This window comes from Francisella sp. XLW-1 (assembly GCF_008711455.1).
Classification (GTDB): domain Bacteria; phylum Pseudomonadota; class Gammaproteobacteria; order Francisellales; family Francisellaceae; genus Francisella; species Francisella salimarina.
On sequence record NZ_VXKP01000001.1, the window covers coordinates 231,196 to 253,136 of the forward strand.

Below are 21,941 nucleotides of genomic sequence, written 5' to 3' on the forward strand. Positions count from 1 at the left end.
AAAAAAGTAAATAATACTTATAGCTTAACAATAAAAAAAACTCAAAACTGAACTAGAAAATTTCAAAAATTATTTCATTGAGTTTAAGCCGGATATTACCTTTTTTTGCGCCTTTGATGTATAGGTCAACTTCTAGGCATTTTTCAAAACCTGTAGATATTTTGTCAATACTAACTCTATTAGCTAAACTGATGTAGAATTTCTGCTTTGAGGGCCAAATATTATTATCCTTGAATATCTTTTGATGATATGTCGGTTGAGTGTTTTTAAGTTGAGAGATTATTCTAAGCTCTCTTTTGATAGCCCATAGTATTAAGGGAGGTTTATCATTTTCAGCTAAAATGCTATTTAGAATTTTTAGGGCTTTAGTTTTTTGTTGGGATAAAATAGCCTCAGATAAATCAAATATATCGAAACTAGCATGTTCATGTATAAATGGACGAATTGTATTTTCATCAAAGTTTTGGACTTCTTGACGAGACAATAGTTTGATAATTTGTTTAGAGGCTATTAGATTACCTTCTGTTTTTTGGACTAGGAGTTGAATAGCAGTTTTTGTAAGAGTTAGCCCCAGTTGTTTAGCTTCATAATCTATTATGTTTATAGCATTATTTATGTTGGGTTGAAAAATACGTATGTGTACAGCACGATGCTCCAAGCTCTGGAACCATTTAGCTGAGATATTTTGTTTTTTCATGCCATTGAAAACCAATAGATAAATATTATCATCTTCATTTGATAGTTTATCAACTAAAGCCTGTTGGAGCTTTTTTTGAGGAGGCTTATCAAAGCTAAATTGAATAAGCCTATCCATAGCAAACAAGCTTAAACTATCAACTTCGCCATACAAGACATCTAAGTTTTGCTCATTTAAATCATGATATGAAATTTCATAACTTTTTGCTTTAAACTGATCTGTTATTTTTTCTATAATATTATGCTTTTGTAAAGGTTCATCACCTGTGATTATAAAAAGCTTATATTCTGTTAAATCGTTTTTTTTGAGTAGATCAAAATAACTTAGTTGCATAATATTAAAAAAGTTTAATTATAGTTAAATATCATGATTAGTTTACTATACTGGGTAATGGATAAAAAATTAAAAGTGAATAATATGAGAAAAATGTTATCAATAGCTGTGGTTTTGCTTGCAGTTTTATTAACTGGCTGTGTAACAAAACCTGATAATATTAAGCCTGTGCAGAACTTTCAGGCAGATAAATATTTAGGTAAATGGTATGAGATAGCTAGATTCGATAATAATTTTGAAAAGGGTATGACAGAAGTATATGCTGAGTATAGCTTAAACCCAGATGGTTCGATAAAGGTGGTAAATAGTGGAGTTACACCGTCAACTGGTAAGAGAAGTTATGCAACAGGTATCGCTAAATTTGTAGATGAAGATGATAAGGGATATCTAAAAGTATCTTTCTTTAGACCATTTTATGGAGCTTATGTAGTATTCAAGCTTGATGATGATTATAAGTATGCTTACGTTGCAGGTGCTAATAAAAATTATTTATGGCTATTATCAAGAACTAAAGCTGTGCCACAAAGTGTCAAAAATGATTTTGTTAAAAAAGCTAAGGCACTAGGTTTTGATACTAATAATTTAGTGTGGGTGAAACAATAGTTGTTTCTTAGAAAATAGTCTTGTAATCTTTTATTTCTTCATTTTTAATCACCGCCAAAAAAGCTAGAATATAATTACGTGTATCCAAGTTAGTTGAAAATGAGAAGTTTAGCAAATTTTGATAAATTTGATTTTGGTTGGTTAGTTGTCAGTATTTGTATGGCAGTAGGTGCCGGTATTGTATTGGTGCCTGTGAGTGTTGGGGTTGTAGGTTTTGTAGTTTTTGTTGTCTCAATACTAATAGCTTATCCTGGTATTTATCTATTTCAAAAGCTATACATAGAGACTTTGTTTGCTACAAAACAACCAAAAACATATAAGGACACTGTAGCTGAATTACTAGGTAGTAAATGGGCAGTTTTTTTAGGAGCTGTATATTTATTGATGATGTTAACATGGACTATTATATATGCTGAAGTTGTTGCAAAATCATTAGCAGCATATTTGTATATGTTTGATATTAGTTCAAACCCGCACCTGGAAGAAAATGCACTATATAGTGCTTTACTGATGATTGTACTGATATTCACTGGAATGAAAAGTCAGAAACTATTTGTACGAGTATCAACTTTTTTGGTGTTTATATTAATTGTAGCGATTATCTTGGTGTCTATATCTTTGATTCCACTGTGGTCACTTAAGAATGTTGTCGAAATGCCAACAGATACTGGCGAGTTCGTTGCTAAGAGTATTATTATGTTACCATTTTCTTTGACATCGATATTATTTATCCAATCTCTAAGCCCTATGGTGATTGGCTATCGCAAGTATTATGGTAATAAAGATAAGGATTTTGTTTTATCTAAAACTTTAAAAACCATGACTTTAGCATTTGTGATCTTGGTTATTATTATTGGTTTTTATGTTTTATCATTTTCGCTAGTTATTCCTAGAGCTGATGCATTAGAGGCAACACAAAATAATCAATCAGCATTTATACTTTTAGAGAAACAGCACATATCAAATATGCTGATATATACATGTGGAATTATTATTAGCTTATGTGCTATTTTGACATCTTTTTTGAGTGTGCTAGCAGGTATGGAGGAGTCTCTAAAAGGCTTGCTGCGAAATAGTGCTATCAAATTAGGGCTAAAAGATGACTCAAAGGGTATTTTTAGTCTAAATACGCTTGTGGTAGGAATAATTTTTTTTATGACATGGCTTTCAATAGTTTTTGATGCTCCTGTATATAAATTAGTACCTTTGTCTGGACCTGTCTTTGGTATATTGGGTTGCTTGGTGCCTGCGTATATTGTTTTTAAAATACCTAGTCTTGAGAAATATCGAACTAAAAGTATCTATTTTGTTATTTTTGTTGGAATAATATTAGTAATATCGCCATTGTTGACATCAGCATTATCTTAAAAATAGTGACTATACAATTAGAAGATTTAAATAAGATAGATGTTTTTAAAAGATTAATGTCTAAAATGTCTCATACCTGTGAAGACCATAGTAATACCTGCTTTGTTAGCAGCATCAATAACTTCCTGGTCATTCTTTGAACCACCAGGTTGGATTACAGCAGTTGCACCAGCTTTGATACATTCCTCTAAACCATCAGCAAATGGGAAAAAGGCATCTGAAGCCACAGCAGAACCTTTAGCACCTTCATGAGCTTGTGCTTTTTCTGCTCCAATTCTAGCTGAGTCAACACGCGACATTTGCCCCGCTCCGATACCAACTGTCTGAGTATCTCTAGCATAGACGATAGCATTAGATTTGACATATTTAACAGCTTTCCAAGCAAACATCATGTCAGCCCACTCTTTGTCAGTTGGAGCTCTGTCAGTTACAACTTTGCAATCAGTAATGTCAACACCACCGTTGTCATAAGATTGAGATAAAATCCCACCATGAATATTTTTGCTAATCATACGCGATGATTTTGTATCAAAAGCTTTGCCAGTCTCTAGAACTCTAAGGTTCTTTTTAGCAGCTAAGATATCAAGTGCTTCTTGAGTATAGCTTGGAGCAATTATTACTTCTAGGAACATCTTGCCTAGAGATTCTGCAAATTTTTTATCAACCTCGCAGTTAAATGCAACAATACCACCAAAAGCTGAAATTGGATCACAAGCTAGGGCTTTTGTCCAAGCTTCAAAAGCATTTTCACCAGATGCGATACCACAAGGGTTTGCATGTTTGATAATCGCACATGAGGGTTCTGAGTATTCACAAACCATTTCAAAAGCACCATCAGCATCGTTTAGGTTGTTGTATGATAGCTCTTTACCTTGTAGTTGCTTAGCATTTGTAATGCTGACACAATCAGTATCAGTAGAGTATACAGCTGCTTTCTGATGAGGATTTTCACCATATCTTAGAACTTGCTTTAGAGTACCTACTGAGAATAGTTTTTGTGGGTATTCTTCATCTAACTCTTTGCTGAACCAGTTTGCAATATGACTATCATACTCAGCAGTATGAGCAAATGCTTCTTTAGCAAAATTACGTCTAGTAGCTAGAGTTGTTTGACCGTCATTATCTGTCATTTCTTTTGCAACTATTTCATACTGATTGGGATTTGTTACGATAGTTGTGTGCTTATGGTTTTTTGCACATGAACGCACCATTGACGGCCCACCTATATCGATATTTTCGATACAAGTGTCAAAGTCAGCGCCTGATTTAACAGTATTAACAAAAGGGTATAGATTAACTACAACCATGTCAATTTGACCAATATTGTTGTCTGTCATTGCTTGTAGGTGCTCAGAGTTATCTCTATCTGCTAAAATACCACCGTGAACTAGTGGGTGTAGAGTTTTTACGCGACCATTCATAATTTCTGGGAACTGAGTGTGATCAGATACATCCTTTACATTTAAACCAGCTTCTTTAAGGGTTTTTGATGTTCCACCTGTTGAAAGTATTTCGACATTATGTTTGCTTAACTCTTTGGCAAATTCAACAATACCCGTTTTATCAGATACAGATATTAGGACCCTTTTTATTTTTGACATGATTTTTCCTTGTTATTGGCGTGTTAAAGCTTAAAATTAAAATCTTATTATAACAATTTTAATCACAAAATCTCAGTCAAAACGCTTTTGTTTATCAGATATTTTACTAGTAAAATACTCACTAATATATTAGTATATTTAGTATCAAAACTTTAATCTTTAGATATTCAATTTAATATGTCAAATATTGTAATCGTTGGTGCACAGTGGGGCGATGAAGGCAAAGGTAAGATTGCCGATACATTAGCCGAAAAATCAGATCTAGTTGTTCGCTATCAAGGAGGTAATAATGCTGGGCATACTCTGGTCGTAAATGGTAAAAAAACATTCCTTCATTTAATTCCTTCAGGTGTTTTGCATAAGCACACAAAATGTGTAATAGGTCATGGTGTAGTTGTTGATCCAATAGCTCTAGATGCAGAAATTACACGTTTACAAGATACTGGTATTGAGATATCTGCAGATAATCTATTTGTCTCAGAATCCTGTACGGTTATTACTTCATATCACAAGCTTTTAGATGCTGTTAGAGAAAGTAGTACTACTGAGAAAATAGGCACAACTGGTAAAGGTATTGGACCTGCGTATGAGGACAAAGTATCACGTAAAGGTATCAAATTTAAACATTTATTTGACAAAGATGTTTTAAGATCAAGATTAGCACTTTCATTGTCAGAGAAAGAGACATTATTTAGAGATCTTTATAAAGTTGAGTATCCATCTTTAGAAGAAGAGTTTGAGAGATTGTATACATTAGGTCAAAAGCTTCAACAGTATTCAGCTGATACTTTCTCAATAATTGATCAAGCGATTGCTGCAGGTAAAAATGTTGTGTATGAAGGTGCGCAAGGAGTACTTTTAGATATCGATTATGGTACATACCCATTTGTAACATCTTCAAGCACATCTGTAGCTGGTGTGTATTCAGGTGCAACAACTGCAGGACATAGTCTTGATCATGTAATAGGTATCACAAAAGCTTATACTACTAGAGTTGGTGAGGGTCCTTTCCCTACTGAGTTATTTGATGATGTGGGTAGCTTTATTCAGAAGAAAGGTGGTGAGATAGGTGTAACTACGGGTAGAACACGTAGATGCGGTTGGCTAGACTTACCATTACTTAAATACTCGGCTAAATGCTCAAATCTTACATCTATAGCTTTGACAAAAGTAGATGTGCTTTCAGACTTAGACACTCTAAAAATATGTATAGGTTATAAGTATGAAGGCAAAGAAATATTCTGTGCTTATCCAGGCATAGATCTATACAAGGTCGAGCCTATATTGGTAGATATGGAACCGTTCTCTCTTGATGAAGTTGTGACGAAAGAAAATATGCCAACTGCTCTTAAAACATATTTAAGAACTATAGAAAATCATATTGGTATTCCAATATCTTCATTGGCTTATGGCCCATCTAGAGAACAGATTTTATTCTTTGAAGATTATTTCAAAAAGGGTTAATTATGAGTTTTGCTAAAGATAATACAGAAGTATATATTAATGCCCAACAGCTAGAAACTGAGATTACAAAGCTAGCTGATAAAATAAATAAAGATTACGCAGGTCAAGAGATTGTATTGATTTGTGTATTGAAGGGCTCGTTTATGTTTTTTGCGGATCTAACTAGGAAGCTAGAAGTTGATCTAAGAACTCACTTTGTGACGGCTTCGTCTTATGGTTCTGGTACAGTTAGTTCGGGCAAGGTAATCTCTACTATTGGTTCTTTGAAAAAAGAGTATATCCAAGGTAAAAATGTAATTATAGTCGAAGATATCGTGGATACTGGACATACTTACCATAAGCTTATGGATGGTGTAAATGAGCTAGAGCCAAAGAGCTTGAAATTCGCGACTTTACTATTCAAACCAGCTAGGCTAGAAAGAGAAGTAAACCTAGACTATATATGCTTTGAAATTGAAGATAAGTTTATAGTTGGTTATGGTCTAGACTATAATGATAGATATCGCCAGTTGCCATATATCGGTCTTATGAAAGATACTAAGTAAATTTTTATGTCATTATTTATTTTTTATTAAAGACTAACTATTATTAGAAGATTATAAGAGTATATTAGTAACTAGATTCTTGTTTTTTGTGATGATGGTGACAGCTAGTTACAAGTGTTGTCATAATTATTAGCATAATAGGGATTAATAGTAGCTTTTTCATATGTATTCTCCTCTTAATTCTTCATAAGTGCATAATGTATAATCTTTAATTAAAATTAATTTTAAAGACCATATAATGATAATAGTTAATTATCTATAGATATACAAGCTATTTATGAATAAGATCATTTTTTTAAAGAGTTTGGATTACGGTTTGAATCTGCTTAGATGGTTTAAAAGTACCCACTAACAAAAGTCTCTCTCAAGAAATCTTCAGCAAGCTTCCAGGCTCTTTTATTTGATAGTTTGTTAAATACTGTACCAAACTCCAGATCATTAGCATTAGGATTTGTAAAGGCATGATACGTATTACCAAAAGTATGTAATTGCCATTCAGCCTTGCGCATATCCATCTCTTGCTGGAATTTATTGACTTGTTCAGGTGATACCATAGGGTCATTATAGCCGTGTAGTACCAATATCTTTGTATCTATGTTTTGTTCTTTGACGATGTTGGATTCTAGTAATCCATGGAAACTAACAGCTGCTTTTAACTCAAAGTTCGATCTAGCCATATCTAGGACACATCGACCACCAAAACAGAAACCTATTGCAGAAATACTTGATTTATCAACACGAGGCATTTTTCTAACAACATTAAATGCTGATCTAAGCCTAGTCATCAGTGCATATTTATCTTCTAATAGATTATTCATAAGAGCAGCATTTTCTTCTTTAGAGCTACCTACTTTGCCCTCACCATAGATATCTATAACAAAGCCTAGGTAGCCTCTTTTAGCCATCGCTATAGCTTTCTCACAAGCAAAGTTGTCTCTACCTGCCCATGTTGGAGCAACTAATACTGCCGGTAAGTGCGCGCCTCTATCAGGGTATGCACAGAAACCTTTCAATAAAACACCGTCTCCACGGTACTCAACTTCTTTTGTTATTATCATTTTTTATATTAAATATACTAAAACTAGCATAATTATAATGGTAAATAAGGCTTTGGTATAGTCACAATTTGACAGTTTAGTAAAAATTAATAGAATTTGTTTTTTATGATACTTATCAGATATAAGATACAGATAATAGTAGTGATAAAAAAGCTAATAGGAACATCGATATAATAAGCGGCAATAATTCCAGACCAAACGGTCAAGATGGATATCACTGTACTAAGAGCTATAGGTTTATAAAATCCATCAACCCATTGAGTAGCAATCGCAGCAGGACCTATAAGTAGTGAAAATACTAACAATATACCAACAATCTGGCAAGCCATAGATACTGTGATTGCTATGCATATAAATAATAATATAGACAAAAATTTATTTGAGATTCTTTTTGATTCTGCAAATACGGGGTCAATAGATGATATGAATAACGGTCTAGCAATCGCAGCTAGAAGAGCTATGGTGAATATAGCTAAGGCAAGCAATATATAAATCTGCTCTAAAGTTACAGTCAGAATATTACCGACAAGTATAGACATTACAGAACCTGAGTAGCCACTTTGATATAAAAATAGGAAATATGTACCAAGCCCCAAAAAGAAAGTTAAAACTATACCTATTGCAATATCGTTCTTTTTGATTTTGTCGCCAAAAGCACCCATGAGAAGACCTGCGACTAGGTTTATGACAAGCTGTCCAGTCATGGCAGATAAATTTAGAAGAACAGCTCCGGATGCTCCTGTAAGGCTAATATGTCCTAGTGCATGAGATGCAAATGATAATCTTCTAATAATTACAAAAAAACTAATAATCCCACAAATAAGAGCAATTATAGTACCCGCTATAAAAGCATAAATCATAAAAGTATAGTTAAACACAGATATCCTCCTGTAGACATGGTAACTCATTGCAGTAATGGCATTGTCCGTCTTTAAAATGAATAAATGCATCTAGCTGAGAGCTAATCTCTTTCATGTCATGAGAGATTAGTAGTAGTGTGATATTTTCTTGTTTATGAATTGCTCTCAAACAACTTAGGAATCTTTGCTTTGCATCTGGATCAAGATCAGATAAAGGCTCATCTAATAGTAATACTTTGGGGTTGTTTATAAGTGCTTGAACTAAATATATACGTTTTTTTTGACCACCAGAAAGGTTTCTAAATGGCTTGTGAATATAATCTTGAGTTTGTGTCAAGGTAATCAAGTAGTCTAGTTTTTCTCTGAAATTTTTATTAAATAGAGGTAGCCCCCATGAACTAGGCTTGTAGCTATATTTTACGAGCGTGTAACCCGAAGTTTTTTCTTCAAAGTTTATTTCTCTCTCTTGTGGTATGTAGCTTATAGTATTGATATCAACTTTCTTTTCATTAATAGTTATAGACCCTGAGAAGCTTGGTATCTTGCTTAATAGTGTTTTAAAAAAGGTTGATTTACCAACACCGTTTTTACCTACTATACCCACCCAAGCATTCGTTGGGATTTCAAGATTAAGAGGTTGTGTGATTGGTTTATCGTAGCCAATCACTAAGTTTGAACATCTGATCATTTTATTGGTTTGCTTTATCTAGAGCTTCAGCAGTTTTTTGCAGTGTTTTTACCATCCATGTAATAGCATCTTCATTTGTAGGCATTGTTTCTGTAATACCAACTACTGGTATATCGTTTTCTTCTGCTAGTTCTAACATTTTATTAGTGACATTATCAGTAACTTGCTTATTATAGAAAAGAACTTTAACTTCTTTATTTAAGAATAAGTTTTGATAATCAACCATCATAGTAGGACTCGGTTCAGATTCATTCATTATTACCCACTGGAATGCCAAACCCTTCATATCTAAGTTTAAAGCATCTGACATATAGCCAAACAGAGGCTCTGTAGCTGTTACAGGTGTGCCCGCACTAGATTTCTTAATTTGGCCAACTAGGTTATATACTTGTTGGTACTTATGATTAAAATTAACTAGGTTTTTTTCAAATAAGTTACTATCAATACTATCTTCTTCAGAGAATGTTTCCTTTAGTTTTTTTGCTAGAGCAGGGAATGTATCCGGATCATACCAAAGGTGTGGGTTAATACCAAATTTTGGAGTCTCTGGATAGTTTATGAGGTCCTGTACCTTAATGATTTTGGCATGTTTATTGCTTTGAATAATAGGTGTAATCCAAGAGTCGTAATCAGCACCGTTGTAAATAATTACATCAGCTGATGCTAAGAGTTTAGCGTTCTTAACTGATGATATAAAAGTATGCGGATCGCCATCAGCATTATTTATGATATTAGTAACTTTGACATTACTACCACCTATAAGTTGAGCTATACTTCCATACTGGTTTTCAGCTGCAACTACAGTTATATCGTGAGATCCTTTAGTAGTTTGAGGTTTGGTGGAATCTTTTGTTAGAAAGTTGACTGCTACAAAAGCTATAATGACTATCGCTACAGCCACAGCAATTACTAATTTTTTCATATCATAATACAAGTTCAAAATTTTATAACAAATAATAGATTAAAAAAAAGTTAGAGTAAAGCAGTATATATTTTAGTTATTTGAATCTTTGATAAACAAAGCGATTATAAATGAAAGAATCATTAATATTGGAATAATAATTAATGTTGTTTGGAATGCGTATAATGATTCATGTGATTGTTTTAGGTGAGTTATTAATGCTCCAGTGGTTGGTTGCAAAACCCCTCCACTTAATGGTAAAAACATGTTAACTACTGCTAATCCTGTTGCAATCTGCGTTGCAGAAACTGTATTTCTCAACGCAGAATAGTTTAAAACATGAACAGCTTGGACAGCACCAAAAAGAATACATAAAACTACAGCTATAGGAAAGCTTGTATTAAAAAACAGTAAATATGTAACAATAAAGAACCCAAAAATAGGTGTAATCAATAAGAATTTCTTCTCACCATCAAATATTGATGCAACAGTACCCCATATAGGGCTAGATATAGCTACACCAATAAAAATTAATGAAGTGCAGTAACCAGCGTTGACTTCAGAAAAACCTGTTAGCTGTAGATATTTTATACCCCATAAGTCTGCGAAAAGAACAGTTGTTCCATAGATAGTGAAGCAGTACAGGCCGTTAAACCAAATTTGTTTATTTTTAAATACAGTAATAATATCCTTTAAATTATCTTTCTTATGTTCATTTTGTTTATTATGCTTAGAGTAGTCAGGATGTACCTGTATTATAAATATGCTAACAAGCAACAAAATTATAGAAATTATAAATAGTAAAGCCATGATTTGTGAAATACTGAAGTGGCTAGCTAAGAATACTAGAGGAGCAGCTGAAAGCGTTGCACCTATATATAGTACAAATTGCGTTAAACCTGTAAATGCAGGAAATAACCTATTTGGTAACCAAATTGCGATTGCTTTTATAGCGCACAATATAGCAAAGCCTCCACCAAATCCAGCTAATATTCTATAAGCCAGAAGCATTGACTCATTATGAGCAATACTTGCGACTAGCATTGCTAGAGAAAATATGGCCGAACTTACTATCATAACTCTCTTGATACCAAATCTATCCACGAGTATGCCAGCAGGTATCTGTGATATTATATAACTCCAATAAAATGATGAGCTAAACATTGCAGTCGCTGCGAGGCTAAGGTTATAAGGTTCTTTTGTGAAGTCATCAAGTAGTGCGCCTGTCGATGATCTTACAAAATACTCAAGAGCATAAAAAAATGCACATGTAAACCAGATGCTTAATCCCAGTGTGGTAACTTTTTTCTTATACATTAGGTTAGGTTCCTCTAAGTCAAAAAAACTATTTAGTGTTCACAGGAGATGTAAATACTAATCAATAATGATGAGAAAAATATACTAAACTATAAGTGTTGCGAAAGCAAATTTTACTTATTTTTAATATTGTCTTTTAGTTTTTTGCAGGAACAATTCTGGTGTTATTACCAGACATATATATAGTTACTTCATCGCCAATATTTAAATCATGTTTATCTTCTTGTAATATGGCAAGTGTTTCACCATTACTTACCTGTATTGTAAATTGATAGCCTTTTGAAGAGGTTATGGCATCTTCTGTAGCACCACCTGCAATACCACCGACTAGAGCTCCACCGATAGAACCAGCAATACTAGTAAGCATATTACCGCTACCTGCTAGAGCTCCACCAAGACCACCAGCAAGGCCACCTACACGAGCACCTACATTGTCAGAACCTTTGATATGAACTTGCTGAATGCCTATGATTTTACCTTGCTTTACTTGGGATACTTGACCTACAGAGCTAGCAGAATAGCTTGGCTGAGATGTGCTACAGCTGTTTAGTAGTAAAAGTGATAAAAATATTAAAGTATAAAAAATATTTCTCATCTAATATTCTCCTAACAACAAAGTTTATTAGCAATATCAGCGACTCTTTTACCTAATGTTTTACAAATTTTAATCTCATCATCTGACATATTCTTGTTTGGTGAAAAAGTATTTAGATGAGACGCACCATACGGTGTACCACCTGTACGTGTATGCTCTAGAGCTTGTTCGCTATATGGTACACCAACAATTAGGCAACCATGATGTATAAAAGGGATCATCATTGATAGTAGAGTGCTCTCATGCCCTGAATGCATCCCAGAGGCAGCTGTGAAAAAACCAACAGGCTTGCCAATCAGACTACCCTTAAACCATATATCACTATGAATTTCTAAAAAGTATTTCAAAGGTGATGCCATATTGCCAAAATACGCAGGACTTCCAACAATTAAACCATCACAGTTTGCAAGATCTTCTTTTGTAGCATATAGATCGCCATTATCTGGAATTTTAGAGTCAATTTGCTCAGTTTTTGCTGAGATATTTGGTACCGTACGGACTATGGCTGTAGCACCTGTGGCTTCTACACCTAGAGCTATGGTATGAGCCATTTTCTTTGTACTTCCACCTTGGCTGTAGTATAGTATTAGTATGTTTTTCATTGTTGTTTTTCTATGTTTAATATCAAGTTATACAAAAAATATTTGTCAATATTTAAAAACTATTGGATCTGGGTCTTCAAAGAATATTTTCGTAAAGACTGCCCAACAGTAGCTGCAGCTATAACACTTACAAGTTTGTTTGCTATCGTACCAGCTTTCTTCATTATAATAAATATTTTGAATGCTTTTAATGCATTTAGCTCTCTTTCTGAGAATTTGCAGAATTTTCTTTTCCAAAATATGCTTCCTGAGACTGCAGCGACAGTTCAGCAGTACATAACAAGTATTTCTGATAAGATGACCTCTTTGCCAATTACATCAGTTATAGTTTTATTGGTTGTTATTTTTCTAATGATTAAAAGGTTGGAAATTACTTTAAATAAAGTTTTTTATGTTAATAAACAGCGACCTCTTGTTCAAAGCTTGTTAGTGTATTGGGCTTTGATGACAATGGGGCCTATACTTATTGGTTTTGTATTTATTTCTAGTACGTATCTTATTTCTATGGCTTGGTTTGTAAAAGATATTGGTATCGAGCAATATCTTTTAAACGGATTATCTTTGATTTTTTTAATAGCAGGTTTCTTTGTTTTTTATAAAATATTACCTAATACAAGGATTAGCTCAAAAACGGCGTTAATTGTAGCATTTTTTGTAGCTATAGTTTTTTCTATTGCAAAGAAGATTTTTGCACTATACATGTTTTATGTGCCTACTTACTCAGTAATTTATGGTTCATTATCTTTGATACCTATTTTTATACTTTGGGTTTATGTGGCTTGGCAGATTACACTTTTAGGTGCTGTGATGATCAAAGCTATACAGTATATGGAGGTGACATTAGATTTTAAGAAAGAAGTAAAAAGAGATGATTTAAGTATAAGTGTTTGTATGCTTAAAGAGCTACATGTGGCTCAAAAAGAATTGAGAAATGGGATTAGTATTGATCAGATGTATCAAAAGATGGCCGTTGCTGATTACGATAAAGTTAAGAAAATTTTATATGACTTAGAAACCGCCGGAGTTATTAGGATAACTGCTCAAGATATTTGTTATTTAAATTGTGATGTATTTAGTACAGACTTGTATGAGATATATTTGGCGTGTAATCCAACGATTAATTTCAAAACGAGCTCTATAAGAAAAATTAATGTAATAAAGTCTGACTTATATAAAGATCTTGATATAAAATTATACGAGTGTTTTTAGAGATATAGGAAATTATATAATGATATTTGAGACTCTTGACTATTCAGCATTGATTATAAATGTATTGTATACAATATACTTAGCAAGACTTAAAGTATGGTCTTGGTCATTGGGTATAGTAGGTGCGATACTTTTATTATTTTTGTTTGCGATGAAGGGGACCTACTCACTGGTACTGTTGCAGTTCGTTTATGTGGTATTCTTCAGCTATGGTTGGTATAAGTGGTACACACAAGGTATAGATGGTGAGCATAAGACTGTTAAATGGATGAAGAGAGCTGACTATTTTCGTTATATTGTCTATCTAGTGATACTATGTATTTTTAGTATTGTATTTAACTATATCACTAGTTCAGCAGATATATTTTCAACAGGTATTCTGACAGGTATTACATTTACAGCAATTATCATGACTATAGAGAAGTTTATGGAAAATTGGATTGTATGGATTATTTCGGATTTATATTTCGTTGTAGTCATGTATCAACAAGAACTGTATGGTCAAGTGCTACAAAACTTTATATTTTTCATTACAGCTGTTTATGGCTTTTATTACTGGTATAAAAATACCAAAACTGCAGAAGTTAGATAATGATTGTTAAGGTTGCTCTAGCAGTACCTCCAAGTTACTTGCTTGATTACTCTATTAAAGATACTAATGTCGAGCTATTTAGCAGAGTTTTGGTACAGGTGGGTAAGCGTCATCTTATAGGCTTTGTTGTAGCTAAAGATATAAAGATTGATTATGAGCTTACAAGAGTAAAACCTATTCTAAAGATTATAGATCAACCTATTAGCGATGCTGTACAAAGACTTATTTTGTGGTTATCGCGGTATTATTGTTGTGATTTATATAATGCTATACGTTTGGCTTTACCAAATGATTTTTTGAAAATCGAGAAAGTTTCTCCTCAGAAAGATACCTATGTATATTTAGATCAAATAGAGCTACAGCAACATAAACTGACTTCAAAGCAACAAGATGTTCTAAAAAATTTTGCTAATAATGAAGCGCTTCGTTTTGAGGATATAAAAGAACTAGTCTCTAGTTATGTTATTAATAAGTTACTTGATAAAAACATCCTCAAAAAAACTTATAAGTTAAGACAGTCCAATAATGCTATAGAATCAGATTTACCTAAGTTGCTTAATCTAGAGCAACAATCTGCTTTTGAGCAAATCATATCACAATCGGGTTTTAAGGTATCTCTACTTTATGGAGTAACTGGAAGCGGCAAAACAGAAGTTTATTTACATGTGATTCAGAGGTTTTTGTCAAAGTCTCAACAAGTTCTTGTCTTAGTGCCAGAAATAAATCTGACACCACAGACAATCAAAAGATTTGAGAAGAGGTTTATAGATAAGAGTGTTGTTGCATTACATTCTAAACTAAGTGATAAAGCTAGGTTGACTAACTGGTTAAAAATAAAAAATGGCGAAGCTGATATTGTAATTGCTACTCGAAGTGGAGTCTTAGCTGACTTTAAGGATCTTGGGATTATCATAGTTGATGAAGAACATGATAGTTCATATAAGCAGCAAACTACAACTATTCGTTATAATGCTCGTGATGTTGCTATATTTCGAGCTAGTCAGCTTGATATAGCAGTAGTTCTGGGTAGTGCTACACCATCTATTCAAAGTTATTATAATTATGTGGTTGGTAAATATGATTTACTCAAGCTTAATAAAAGGGCGCTAAACTCACACCAGAATATGATTGAGCTATTAGATCTAAAATCAAGTATTGTTGATAATGGTATTAGTAATACTCTTTTTTCATTGATTGAGAAGAATATCAACGATCATCAGCAGTCATTAATATTTATCAACAAATTAGGTTTTGCTAAGGCTTTGGTCTGTAAGAGTTGTGGAGAGGCTGTGGAGTGTAAGAGATGTGATAAACCATATACATTACATACACACCCATATCAGTACTTAGAATGTCATTTTTGTGGTTCTCGTAAGCCAATAGTTACAGCTTGTCCAAGTTGTAATGCTGAAGAGCTTTTTGCTTATGGTAGTGGTACTGAAAAAGTTCAGTCAAGAATAGAGGCAAGATTTCCATATAATAAGGTGGTGCGCTTTGATAGATCAAATATCAAAACTATGAATGATCTACATAGCATCAATCAGATGATAAATGATAAGCAAGTTGATGTTGTCGTTGGTACTCAGATGATAGCAAAAGGGCATCATTTCGAGAATATTACATTAGCAGGATTAATTAATATTGATGCTGGTTTATATAGTACTGATTTCCATGCAATAGAGCGAACTGCGCAAACGATAGTTCAAGTCTCTGGAAGAGCTGGAAGGGCGGATAAACCTGGAAGGATAATACTTCAGACATATCAGCCTGATAATAAACTTTTACAGTTATTGGTAAATAGTGACTATCTTGAGTTTCTGAATTATCTTCTAGAGCAAAGAAAGTACGCGAGCTATCCACCATATACCTATCAAGCGCAAATCATAGCAGAATCAAAAGATGAGAATAAAGTCTTAAATATGTTGGAGCAAATATATTCAAACTTGAAAGATAGCTCTGGTGTGCAAGTATCTAAGCCATTACCAGCTCTTCATCTGAAAAAAAATAATGTATATCGTTATAGTATACTTTTAACCTCAAACTCACGTAGTCAGATAAATTTAATAATTAAATGGGTTGCTAATAGTCAAATAATGTCAAGTTTAAAAAATTCAGTTAAGATGTATTTTGATATTGACCCAATAGAGCTAGGCTGATTTAGCGAACTTCTATTTTTCTGAATTTAAATATTGATGAAAAATTTTATGGTTATCTTTTATCCAGTCATTAAATTTATTCACAAGGTTTTTCCCTGCTGGTGTGTTATCAAACATAAAAGCCTTATATGAAATACTATCATCAACTTTAATTGGTACTTGGCAAATATTTGGATTTATAGAGTGCTGGTACGCAATTTCAGGAGAATCGGTAAACATTATATCTGGATATATATCATCTATGCCATCGGTGATAGATTTAACCGCAAGCTTATTATTAGCGATAATTAATAATTGAGCATTTTTGATTTTCTGTAAGGCAAATTTTTCATTTGTTCCACCTCTATTTTCTATGACCAGGGTATTTGGATTGTCTATGTCTGCAAAGCTCTTGAACTTAGGTATGTTTTTACAGTTAGTCATTGCAGCCTTACTAAAAGAGCCTAGTGGAGTAGAGAATATGAATTATGCTTGGCGAGCAGGAGTTATTGTCATACCTCCTACAAAGACCTCAAACTTATTATCTTTTAGATCACTTTCTGCAGTTGCCCAAGTGGTTTTAACAAATTTAATATCTTCATTATTTGCTTTAGCAAAAGCTTTTATGAGATCAATATCTTTCCCAGAGAATTTATTATCGTTTTTGTCATAAATTGAAAAAGGCGCATAATCTCCAGTTGTTCCAACAATAATATCCGCATAACAGTTAGATGTTATAACAGAAAATAAAGCGATAGTTAGATATATTATTTTTTTCATTTTCTTAAACAAATAAAATTTGAATGAAAAAAATTTTATATCAAAGAGAAGAAATAAAATAGAAGAAAATAGCAGATAGAAAATTAGTCTTCTTTTTTGTCGATTCTGCTAGCTACGAAACAACCAGCACCAACAGCTACAAATGCAGATGTAACCCATAATAAATAAAACATACTAGTCTCCTTTTAGTATAACTCGTGAGAGTTCGCTTTAACTTCTTCAGCAGACACTCTACGACCATTTGCCCACATTTTCTTATACACAAAGAATGTATAAGAGAAAATGATTGGAAGTATAATAACAGCTGCACATAGTATACCTATTAGAGAAGTTTGGCTACTGCTTGCGTTAAATACTGTCAAGCTATATTGGAAACTACCTACATTAGATACCATAATGAATGGGAATAATGCAAAGCCAACTGTTAATACAGCTCCTAGTAGAGAAGCCATACTAGCTATAAACGCTAAGCCATCTTTATCTTTGTTGTTGAACTTGATAACAAGTAATGCGCCAACAAAAGCTAGAATAGGAGCAAACCACATCCAAATAGTTTTAGCTTGCGTGAAGTTATAATACCAAGAATGGTCATTAGTAATAACTCCAGCACTGAATGGATGTTGTAATGCTTCTGATGCGTATGTGCAACTTGCACCAGTAGAGTACTGATATCCAGGTATTAGAGCAATCCAAATAGCTGCGATTACAAATAAGACTAAGTAAATAGTCGCTGTAACATTTGTAATTTTTCTAAATCTATCTCTTAAAACGCCATCTGTTCTAAGCTTAGCATAAGCTGAACCATGCATTAGTGACATATTTAGAGCAAAGATACCAAACAATAATGCAAATGGAGTTAGTAAGTGTATCAAAGTAACCCACATAGATTGATACTGGCCGTTAGTAACAGCACCATATATTAATCTTGAAGTATCATCATAAGAGATAGGGAAACCTAAATATAAGTTACCAATAGCTACACCCATGACAACTATAGGAATAACACTTCCTAGTAGAAGCATCCAGTCCCAGAAGTTTTTCCATGTAGGATTGTCTATTTTCTTTCTGTACTCAAAAGCAGGTGGTCTTAAGAAAAGTCCCCATAACACTAGTAAGATAGCGATATATAAACCTGAGAAGCTAGTAGCATAAACTTGTGGCCAAATAGCAAATATAGCACCACCAGCTGTAATAAACCAAACTTGGCTACCGTCCCAAGTAGGACCAACTGTATTTATGATAGCTCTTTTTTCGTAGTCATCTTTACCAACAAATTTGGCAAGAATACCTACACCAAAGTCAAAACCAACAGTAGCAGCTACTAAGAATATTAGAACTCCTACAACTAGCCAAGAGATAATTTGTAAAACATCTAATAACATTTATCTCTCCTTATTTATCATTTTTGTTTTGTTCAAAATGGTATTTACCAGTGCCTAACGAACTAGGTCCTAGTCTTGCATACTTGAACATTAAGAAAATTAGTACAGCAAATAAGCTTAAGTCTATTAGACAGAAGATTGCCATAGATGTGCCTACATCAGCAGCCGTAAGAGCTGAAGAACTTATACTAGTAGGAAGCTCTCCATATACTGTCCAAGGCTGACGACCATGCTCTGTTACGAACCAGCCAGCAGAGCAAGCAATAAATGGTAATGGGATTGACCATAGCATTACTCTTAATACAAGTCTGCTAAATTTAGAGCTACCTAAAGAGTTTTTAGCAAGTAGGATTAAGCCAACAAACATTAGAGCAAATAATAATAGACCAATTCCAACCATTATTCTAAATGCCCAGAATATGCTAACAACTTCAGGAACCATATTAGTAGCAGTTGCTTTTACTAATTCAGGATCGTTAGCAACTTTTGCTATCGTATCTGAATCAGCTTTGCCATACTTCTCTTGAGCTACTTGTACAAGTAACTTACCGAAGCCCATATATCTTTGATATTCAGGGTTGTTGTAGTTAGCATAGCTAGCATCAGGAGTATCACCTTCATGACCAGTTTCTCTCCACTTAAGAAGATCTGCATACGCTAAACCACCATCTCTAATCATAACTACCGCAGCAGGTACTTTTTCGTACTTAGCAGGGTTAGCAGCAGCTACTTCTGGAGATACATCAGCAGTTTCACCTGTTGCGATATCTCTGTAGTATGCAAGATTAGGATCTCTAGTACCATTAGCATCTGCTTTTCCATAGAGGATAGCTTTGATACCTGGGACCTCTACATCTGTAGAGTGAGTAGCGATTAGGCCAAGTACAGCAGGTATCTCTACTGCATAATGGTTTTCTTGGTCAGCATTGCTTGGGATAGCTACAGCATTGAAAGCAGCAGGAGCTTTAGAAGTATCCCATTCAGCTTCTATCGAAGCCATTTTTAATGGTTGTACTTTAAATGCATCTACACCGTTTGCATCACCGAAGAACATCGCCATAGTACATGCAACGATACCGAAACCTAAGCCAACACCCAAAGATCTTTTAGCAAAACCGCTATCACGATTTTTTAGTAGATAGAAAGCACTAATACCGATTACAAAAGTCGCACCAGTTGTGTATCCAGCTGTTATCACGTGACCAAAGTTTGTTTGTGCTGTTTCATTTAGGAATACTTGAAGTAAGCTTACAGTTTCCATTCTCATTGTAGATGCAACGAACTCAGAACCAACAGGATGTTGCATATAACCGTTAGCAACCAATATTAGTAACGCAGAGAAGCTTGAACCTATTGCTAAGCAGAATGTAGACAGTAAGTGTTGTTTCTTTGATAACTTATCCCAGCCGAAGAAGAATAAACCAGCAAAAGTAGACTCAAGCATAAATGCTGCCAAGCCTTCAATAGCCAGAGGTGTACCAAAAATATCACCTACTGATTGAGAGTAGTATGACCAGTTAGTACCGAATTCAAACTCCATAGTTAGACCAGTAATAATCCCTAGAGCGAAGTTAATTCCGAGTAATTTACCCCAAAACTTCACCATATCTTTATATACTTGCTTACCTGTTCTTACGTACATTAGTTCCATTGTGAATAAAATCCACGTTAGCCCTAACGTTAGAGGAACAAATAAGAAGTGAAATGATGCTGTTAAACCAAACTGCAATCTTGCTAAGTCAACAGACATGAGCGTTGGTAACATGTTGCTTCTCCTTATAGTTCTAGTATTTTAGTGTTATTTCCTTTTTGTAAAAGAATTGGAAAGAAAAAATCTTATAACTTGATAATTTAGAGGTCTTTTCTTGCCTTATAATTATACACTCCAAATTTTAACATATTAATAGTCTAAATCAAAAATTAAATTCGAGTGAAGATATTGAAAATAAAGGCTTTGAGTATACTAAAATGGTATAGTATCTGGTTTGAGTTTAGATACCTAATGCAGGTGAAATTAAGCTATATATTAGCTTTTGAGAAGTTATTTATTTAAAGCGGAGGGGGTGAATTTATACTGCTACATGTTACATATTTAAAAATCTTATTTGTTATATTTAAATTTCTTATGTATGAAATACATTTAATTTAAAGATTAAAGATCTATTTTTAGACTTTTTGCTAGTGCTTTGAGTTTTTTCATAGTTTCTGGAAGCTTCCTGATGGCTATCCATTGTTTTGCTAATTCAGTATCTTTATAGGCGGGGTATCCCATATGACTCTCACCAGCAGGTACATCCCACATCACACCAGCCTTACCGCCTATTCGAGCTCCGCTGCCTATTTTGGTATGATCTTTGATGCCGGCGTTACCTGCTATTACTACACCATCTCCTACTGTTACAGAGCCACTGATACCTGCTTGTCCGCATATCATACAACCTTTACCAATAATGACATTGTGACCTATCTGAACTAGGTTATCGATTTTTGTATAATCACCAATTATTGTTGAGCCGTATTTAGCATTGTCAATACATGTATTAGAGCCAATATCTACAAAACTGCCAATCACAACATTACCTATATGAGGAATTCTAACTATACTTCTACCATCTTCTGAAGGTCTGTAGCCAAATCCATCTGTACCTATAGAGCAGTTTGAGTACAGTCTACAGAAGTGTCCTATAACTGTTCTATCTCGAATTGTAACACTAGGCCATATAATGCAGTTAGTACCAATTTTTGTATCGTTATAAATACATACATTGGCGTAGATTATTGTATTATCACCAATTTCAACATTTTTACCTATATATGCTCCTGGGCCAATTTCAACATTTTTACCAATTTTTGCTGATGGGTCTATAACAGCTTTTTCATGAATGCCATTTTGTTCAGGGTATGGTACAGAGAATAGTTCTAGTACCTTAGCCATGGCTAAGTCTGCGTTATTCACTACCAATATTGGCTTATCATTAATTTTTGCTAACTCAGTGCTAATCTTATCGCTGACAATAGCAGCAGCAGCCTTTGAGTTTTCCCAAAGCTTAATATGCTCGTATTGATCTATCAAAGTCAAATCATTTTCTTTCGCGGATTCCGCATAATTAAGTCCTGAAATAATAACTTCAGTAGACGGATCATTGATTATTCTTGCTTTTAGAATATCGGAAATTTGTTTGAGAGTGTGTTGCAACATCTTCCCCTAAAG

Annotated in this window: 20 protein-coding genes and 1 pseudogene; 7 read left to right on the plus strand and 14 right to left on the minus strand. The window is 33.8% G+C overall.

The features are described 5' to 3' along the window. Positions 1-52: 52 nt before the first annotated feature. A complete protein-coding gene (gene holA / locus F3D59_RS01150; RefSeq protein WP_150463486.1) occupies positions 53-1,030 on the minus strand; it encodes a DNA polymerase III subunit delta in 978 nt (325 codons plus the stop codon). 84 nt (positions 1,031-1,114) lie between these two features. Here holA and F3D59_RS01155 point away from each other — a divergent pair, with 84 nt between their 5' ends. After that, entirely contained in the window at positions 1,115-1,633 is a 519-nt protein-coding gene (locus F3D59_RS01155) for a lipocalin family protein (protein ID WP_150463487.1), read from the plus strand. A gap of 99 nt (positions 1,634-1,732) precedes the next feature. Next, entirely contained in the window at positions 1,733-3,001 is a 1,269-nt protein-coding gene (locus F3D59_RS01160; protein WP_150463488.1) for an aromatic amino acid transport family protein, read from the plus strand. Between the two features lie 53 nt (positions 3,002-3,054). On the opposite strand, the gene purH is transcribed toward F3D59_RS01160, so the two are convergent. Beyond that, a complete protein-coding gene (gene purH / locus F3D59_RS01165) occupies positions 3,055-4,602 on the minus strand; it encodes a bifunctional phosphoribosylaminoimidazolecarboxamide formyltransferase/IMP cyclohydrolase (RefSeq protein WP_150463489.1) in 1,548 nt (515 codons plus the stop codon). Positions 4,603-4,779: 177 nt separating this feature from the next. Here purH and F3D59_RS01170 point away from each other — a divergent pair, with 177 nt between their 5' ends. Together F3D59_RS01170 and hpt are read left to right on the plus strand one after the other, a co-directional pair. Continuing rightward, complete coding sequence (locus F3D59_RS01170; protein ID WP_150463490.1) at positions 4,780-6,066, plus strand: adenylosuccinate synthase; 1,287 nt, start codon at positions 4,780-4,782, stop codon at positions 6,064-6,066. Between the two features lie 2 nt (positions 6,067-6,068). Next, positions 6,069-6,611, plus strand: a complete 543-nt coding sequence (hpt, locus tag F3D59_RS01175) for a hypoxanthine phosphoribosyltransferase (RefSeq protein WP_150463491.1) — start codon at positions 6,069-6,071, stop codon at positions 6,609-6,611. A 335-nt stretch (positions 6,612-6,946) separates the two neighbouring features. Here hpt and F3D59_RS01180 read toward each other — a convergent pair whose 3' ends face one another. The 7 genes from F3D59_RS01180 to wrbA all read right to left on the minus strand — a co-directional run bounded on the left by F3D59_RS01180 (position 6,947) and on the right by wrbA (position 12,632). Then, entirely contained in the window at positions 6,947-7,669 is a 723-nt protein-coding gene (locus tag F3D59_RS01180; protein WP_013921962.1) for a dienelactone hydrolase family protein, read from the minus strand. Positions 7,670-7,755: 86 nt separating this feature from the next. Further along, positions 7,756-8,619 carry a metal ABC transporter permease gene (locus F3D59_RS01185; protein ID WP_150463492.1) on the minus strand — a complete coding sequence of 288 codons (864 nt, stop codon included), beginning with the start codon at positions 8,617-8,619 and terminating at the stop codon, positions 7,756-7,758. Further along, positions 8,540-9,217, minus strand: a complete 678-nt coding sequence (locus F3D59_RS01190) for a metal ABC transporter ATP-binding protein (RefSeq protein WP_150463493.1) — start codon at positions 9,215-9,217, stop codon at positions 8,540-8,542. Before F3D59_RS01190 ends, F3D59_RS01185 begins: the two co-directional genes overlap by 80 nt. Before the next feature lies 1 nt (position 9,218). Further along, complete coding sequence (locus tag F3D59_RS01195) at positions 9,219-10,139, minus strand: metal ABC transporter solute-binding protein, Zn/Mn family (protein ID WP_150463494.1); 921 nt, start codon at positions 10,137-10,139, stop codon at positions 9,219-9,221. Positions 10,140-10,211: 72 nt separating this feature from the next. Continuing rightward, positions 10,212-11,435: an MFS transporter gene (locus F3D59_RS01200; RefSeq protein WP_150463495.1), complete on the minus strand. Its 1,224-nt coding sequence runs from the start codon at positions 11,433-11,435 to the stop codon at positions 10,212-10,214. Positions 11,436-11,571: 136 nt separating this feature from the next. Then, positions 11,572-12,030: a hypothetical protein gene (locus F3D59_RS01205; protein ID WP_150463496.1), complete on the minus strand. Its 459-nt coding sequence runs from the start codon at positions 12,028-12,030 to the stop codon at positions 11,572-11,574. Positions 12,031-12,041: 11 nt separating this feature from the next. After that, positions 12,042-12,632, minus strand: a complete 591-nt coding sequence (gene wrbA, locus F3D59_RS01210; RefSeq protein ID WP_150463497.1) for an NAD(P)H:quinone oxidoreductase — start codon at positions 12,630-12,632, stop codon at positions 12,042-12,044. A 12-nt stretch (positions 12,633-12,644) separates the two neighbouring features. Here wrbA and F3D59_RS01215 point away from each other — a divergent pair, with 12 nt between their 5' ends. The 3 genes from F3D59_RS01215 to priA are packed head-to-tail and all read left to right on the plus strand — an operon-like array spanning position 12,645 to position 16,589. Then, complete coding sequence (locus tag F3D59_RS01215) at positions 12,645-13,841, plus strand: YhjD/YihY/BrkB family envelope integrity protein (RefSeq protein ID WP_150463498.1); 1,197 nt, start codon at positions 12,645-12,647, stop codon at positions 13,839-13,841. Positions 13,842-13,860: 19 nt separating this feature from the next. After that, positions 13,861-14,433 carry a nicotinamide riboside transporter PnuC gene (gene pnuC, locus F3D59_RS01220; RefSeq protein ID WP_150463499.1) on the plus strand — a complete coding sequence of 191 codons (573 nt, stop codon included), beginning with the start codon at positions 13,861-13,863 and terminating at the stop codon, positions 14,431-14,433. Further along, positions 14,433-16,589 (plus strand): primosomal protein N', encoded by a 2,157-nt coding sequence (priA, locus tag F3D59_RS01225; protein ID WP_150463500.1) that lies wholly within the window; start codon positions 14,433-14,435, stop codon positions 16,587-16,589. Before pnuC ends, priA begins: the two co-directional genes overlap by 1 nt. Positions 16,590-16,601: 12 nt before the next feature. Here priA and F3D59_RS10190 read toward each other — a convergent pair. The 5 genes and pseudogenes from F3D59_RS10190 to lpxD all read right to left on the minus strand — a co-directional run bounded on the left by F3D59_RS10190 (position 16,602) and on the right by lpxD (position 21,926). Continuing rightward, positions 16,602-17,348 (minus strand): annotated as a pseudogene (locus F3D59_RS10190) (transporter substrate-binding domain-containing protein). Between the two features lie 83 nt (positions 17,349-17,431). Further along, positions 17,432-17,521 carry a YbgT family membrane protein gene (locus F3D59_RS01235; RefSeq protein WP_150463501.1) on the minus strand — a complete coding sequence of 30 codons (90 nt, stop codon included), beginning with the start codon at positions 17,519-17,521 and terminating at the stop codon, positions 17,432-17,434. Positions 17,522-17,533: 12 nt separating this feature from the next. Continuing rightward, entirely contained in the window at positions 17,534-18,730 is a 1,197-nt protein-coding gene (gene cydB / locus F3D59_RS01240) for a cytochrome d ubiquinol oxidase subunit II (protein ID WP_150463502.1), read from the minus strand. 10 nt (positions 18,731-18,740) lie between these two features. Continuing rightward, positions 18,741-20,495 (minus strand): cytochrome ubiquinol oxidase subunit I, encoded by a 1,755-nt coding sequence (locus tag F3D59_RS01245; RefSeq protein ID WP_150463503.1) that lies wholly within the window; start codon positions 20,493-20,495, stop codon positions 18,741-18,743. A gap of 387 nt (positions 20,496-20,882) precedes the next feature. Continuing rightward, on the minus strand, positions 20,883-21,926 hold the full coding sequence (gene lpxD / locus F3D59_RS01250; protein WP_150463677.1) for a UDP-3-O-(3-hydroxymyristoyl)glucosamine N-acyltransferase: 1,044 nt from the start codon (positions 21,924-21,926) through the stop codon (positions 20,883-20,885). Positions 21,927-21,941 lie beyond the last annotated feature (15 nt).

Bases quoted from the DNA above. Each gene is read 5' to 3' on its own strand.
- holA (WP_150463486.1), bottom strand. From the start codon at position 1,030: ATGCAACTAAGTTATTTTGATCTACTCAAAAAAAACGATTTAACAGAA.
- F3D59_RS01155 (WP_150463487.1), top strand. From the start codon at position 1,115: ATGAGAAAAATGTTATCAATAGCTGTGGTTTTGCTTGCAGTTTTATTA.
- F3D59_RS01160 (WP_150463488.1), top strand. From the start codon at position 1,733: ATGAGAAGTTTAGCAAATTTTGATAAATTTGATTTTGGTTGGTTAGTT.
- purH (WP_150463489.1), bottom strand. From the start codon at position 4,602: ATGTCAAAAATAAAAAGGGTCCTAATATCTGTATCTGATAAAACGGGT.
- F3D59_RS01170 (WP_150463490.1), top strand. From the start codon at position 4,780: ATGTCAAATATTGTAATCGTTGGTGCACAGTGGGGCGATGAAGGCAAA.
- hpt (WP_150463491.1), top strand. From the start codon at position 6,069: ATGAGTTTTGCTAAAGATAATACAGAAGTATATATTAATGCCCAACAG.
- F3D59_RS01180 (WP_013921962.1), bottom strand. From the start codon at position 7,669: ATGATAATAACAAAAGAAGTTGAGTACCGTGGAGACGGTGTTTTATTG.
- F3D59_RS01185 (WP_150463492.1), bottom strand. From the start codon at position 8,619: ATGCATTTATTCATTTTAAAGACGGACAATGCCATTACTGCAATGAGT.
- F3D59_RS01190 (WP_150463493.1), bottom strand. From the start codon at position 9,217: ATGATCAGATGTTCAAACTTAGTGATTGGCTACGATAAACCAATCACA.
- F3D59_RS01195 (WP_150463494.1), bottom strand. From the start codon at position 10,139: ATGAAAAAATTAGTAATTGCTGTGGCTGTAGCGATAGTCATTATAGCT.
- F3D59_RS01200 (WP_150463495.1), bottom strand. From the start codon at position 11,435: ATGTATAAGAAAAAAGTTACCACACTGGGATTAAGCATCTGGTTTACA.
- F3D59_RS01205 (WP_150463496.1), bottom strand. From the start codon at position 12,030: ATGAGAAATATTTTTTATACTTTAATATTTTTATCACTTTTACTACTA.
- wrbA (WP_150463497.1), bottom strand. From the start codon at position 12,632: ATGAAAAACATACTAATACTATACTACAGCCAAGGTGGAAGTACAAAG.
- F3D59_RS01215 (WP_150463498.1), top strand. From the start codon at position 12,645: ATGTTTAATATCAAGTTATACAAAAAATATTTGTCAATATTTAAAAAC.
- pnuC (WP_150463499.1), top strand. From the start codon at position 13,861: ATGATATTTGAGACTCTTGACTATTCAGCATTGATTATAAATGTATTG.
- priA (WP_150463500.1), top strand. From the start codon at position 14,433: ATGATTGTTAAGGTTGCTCTAGCAGTACCTCCAAGTTACTTGCTTGAT.
- F3D59_RS01235 (WP_150463501.1), bottom strand. From the start codon at position 17,521: ATGTTTTATTTATTATGGGTTACATCTGCATTTGTAGCTGTTGGTGCT.
- cydB (WP_150463502.1), bottom strand. From the start codon at position 18,730: ATGTTATTAGATGTTTTACAAATTATCTCTTGGCTAGTTGTAGGAGTT.
- F3D59_RS01245 (WP_150463503.1), bottom strand. From the start codon at position 20,495: ATGTTACCAACGCTCATGTCTGTTGACTTAGCAAGATTGCAGTTTGGT.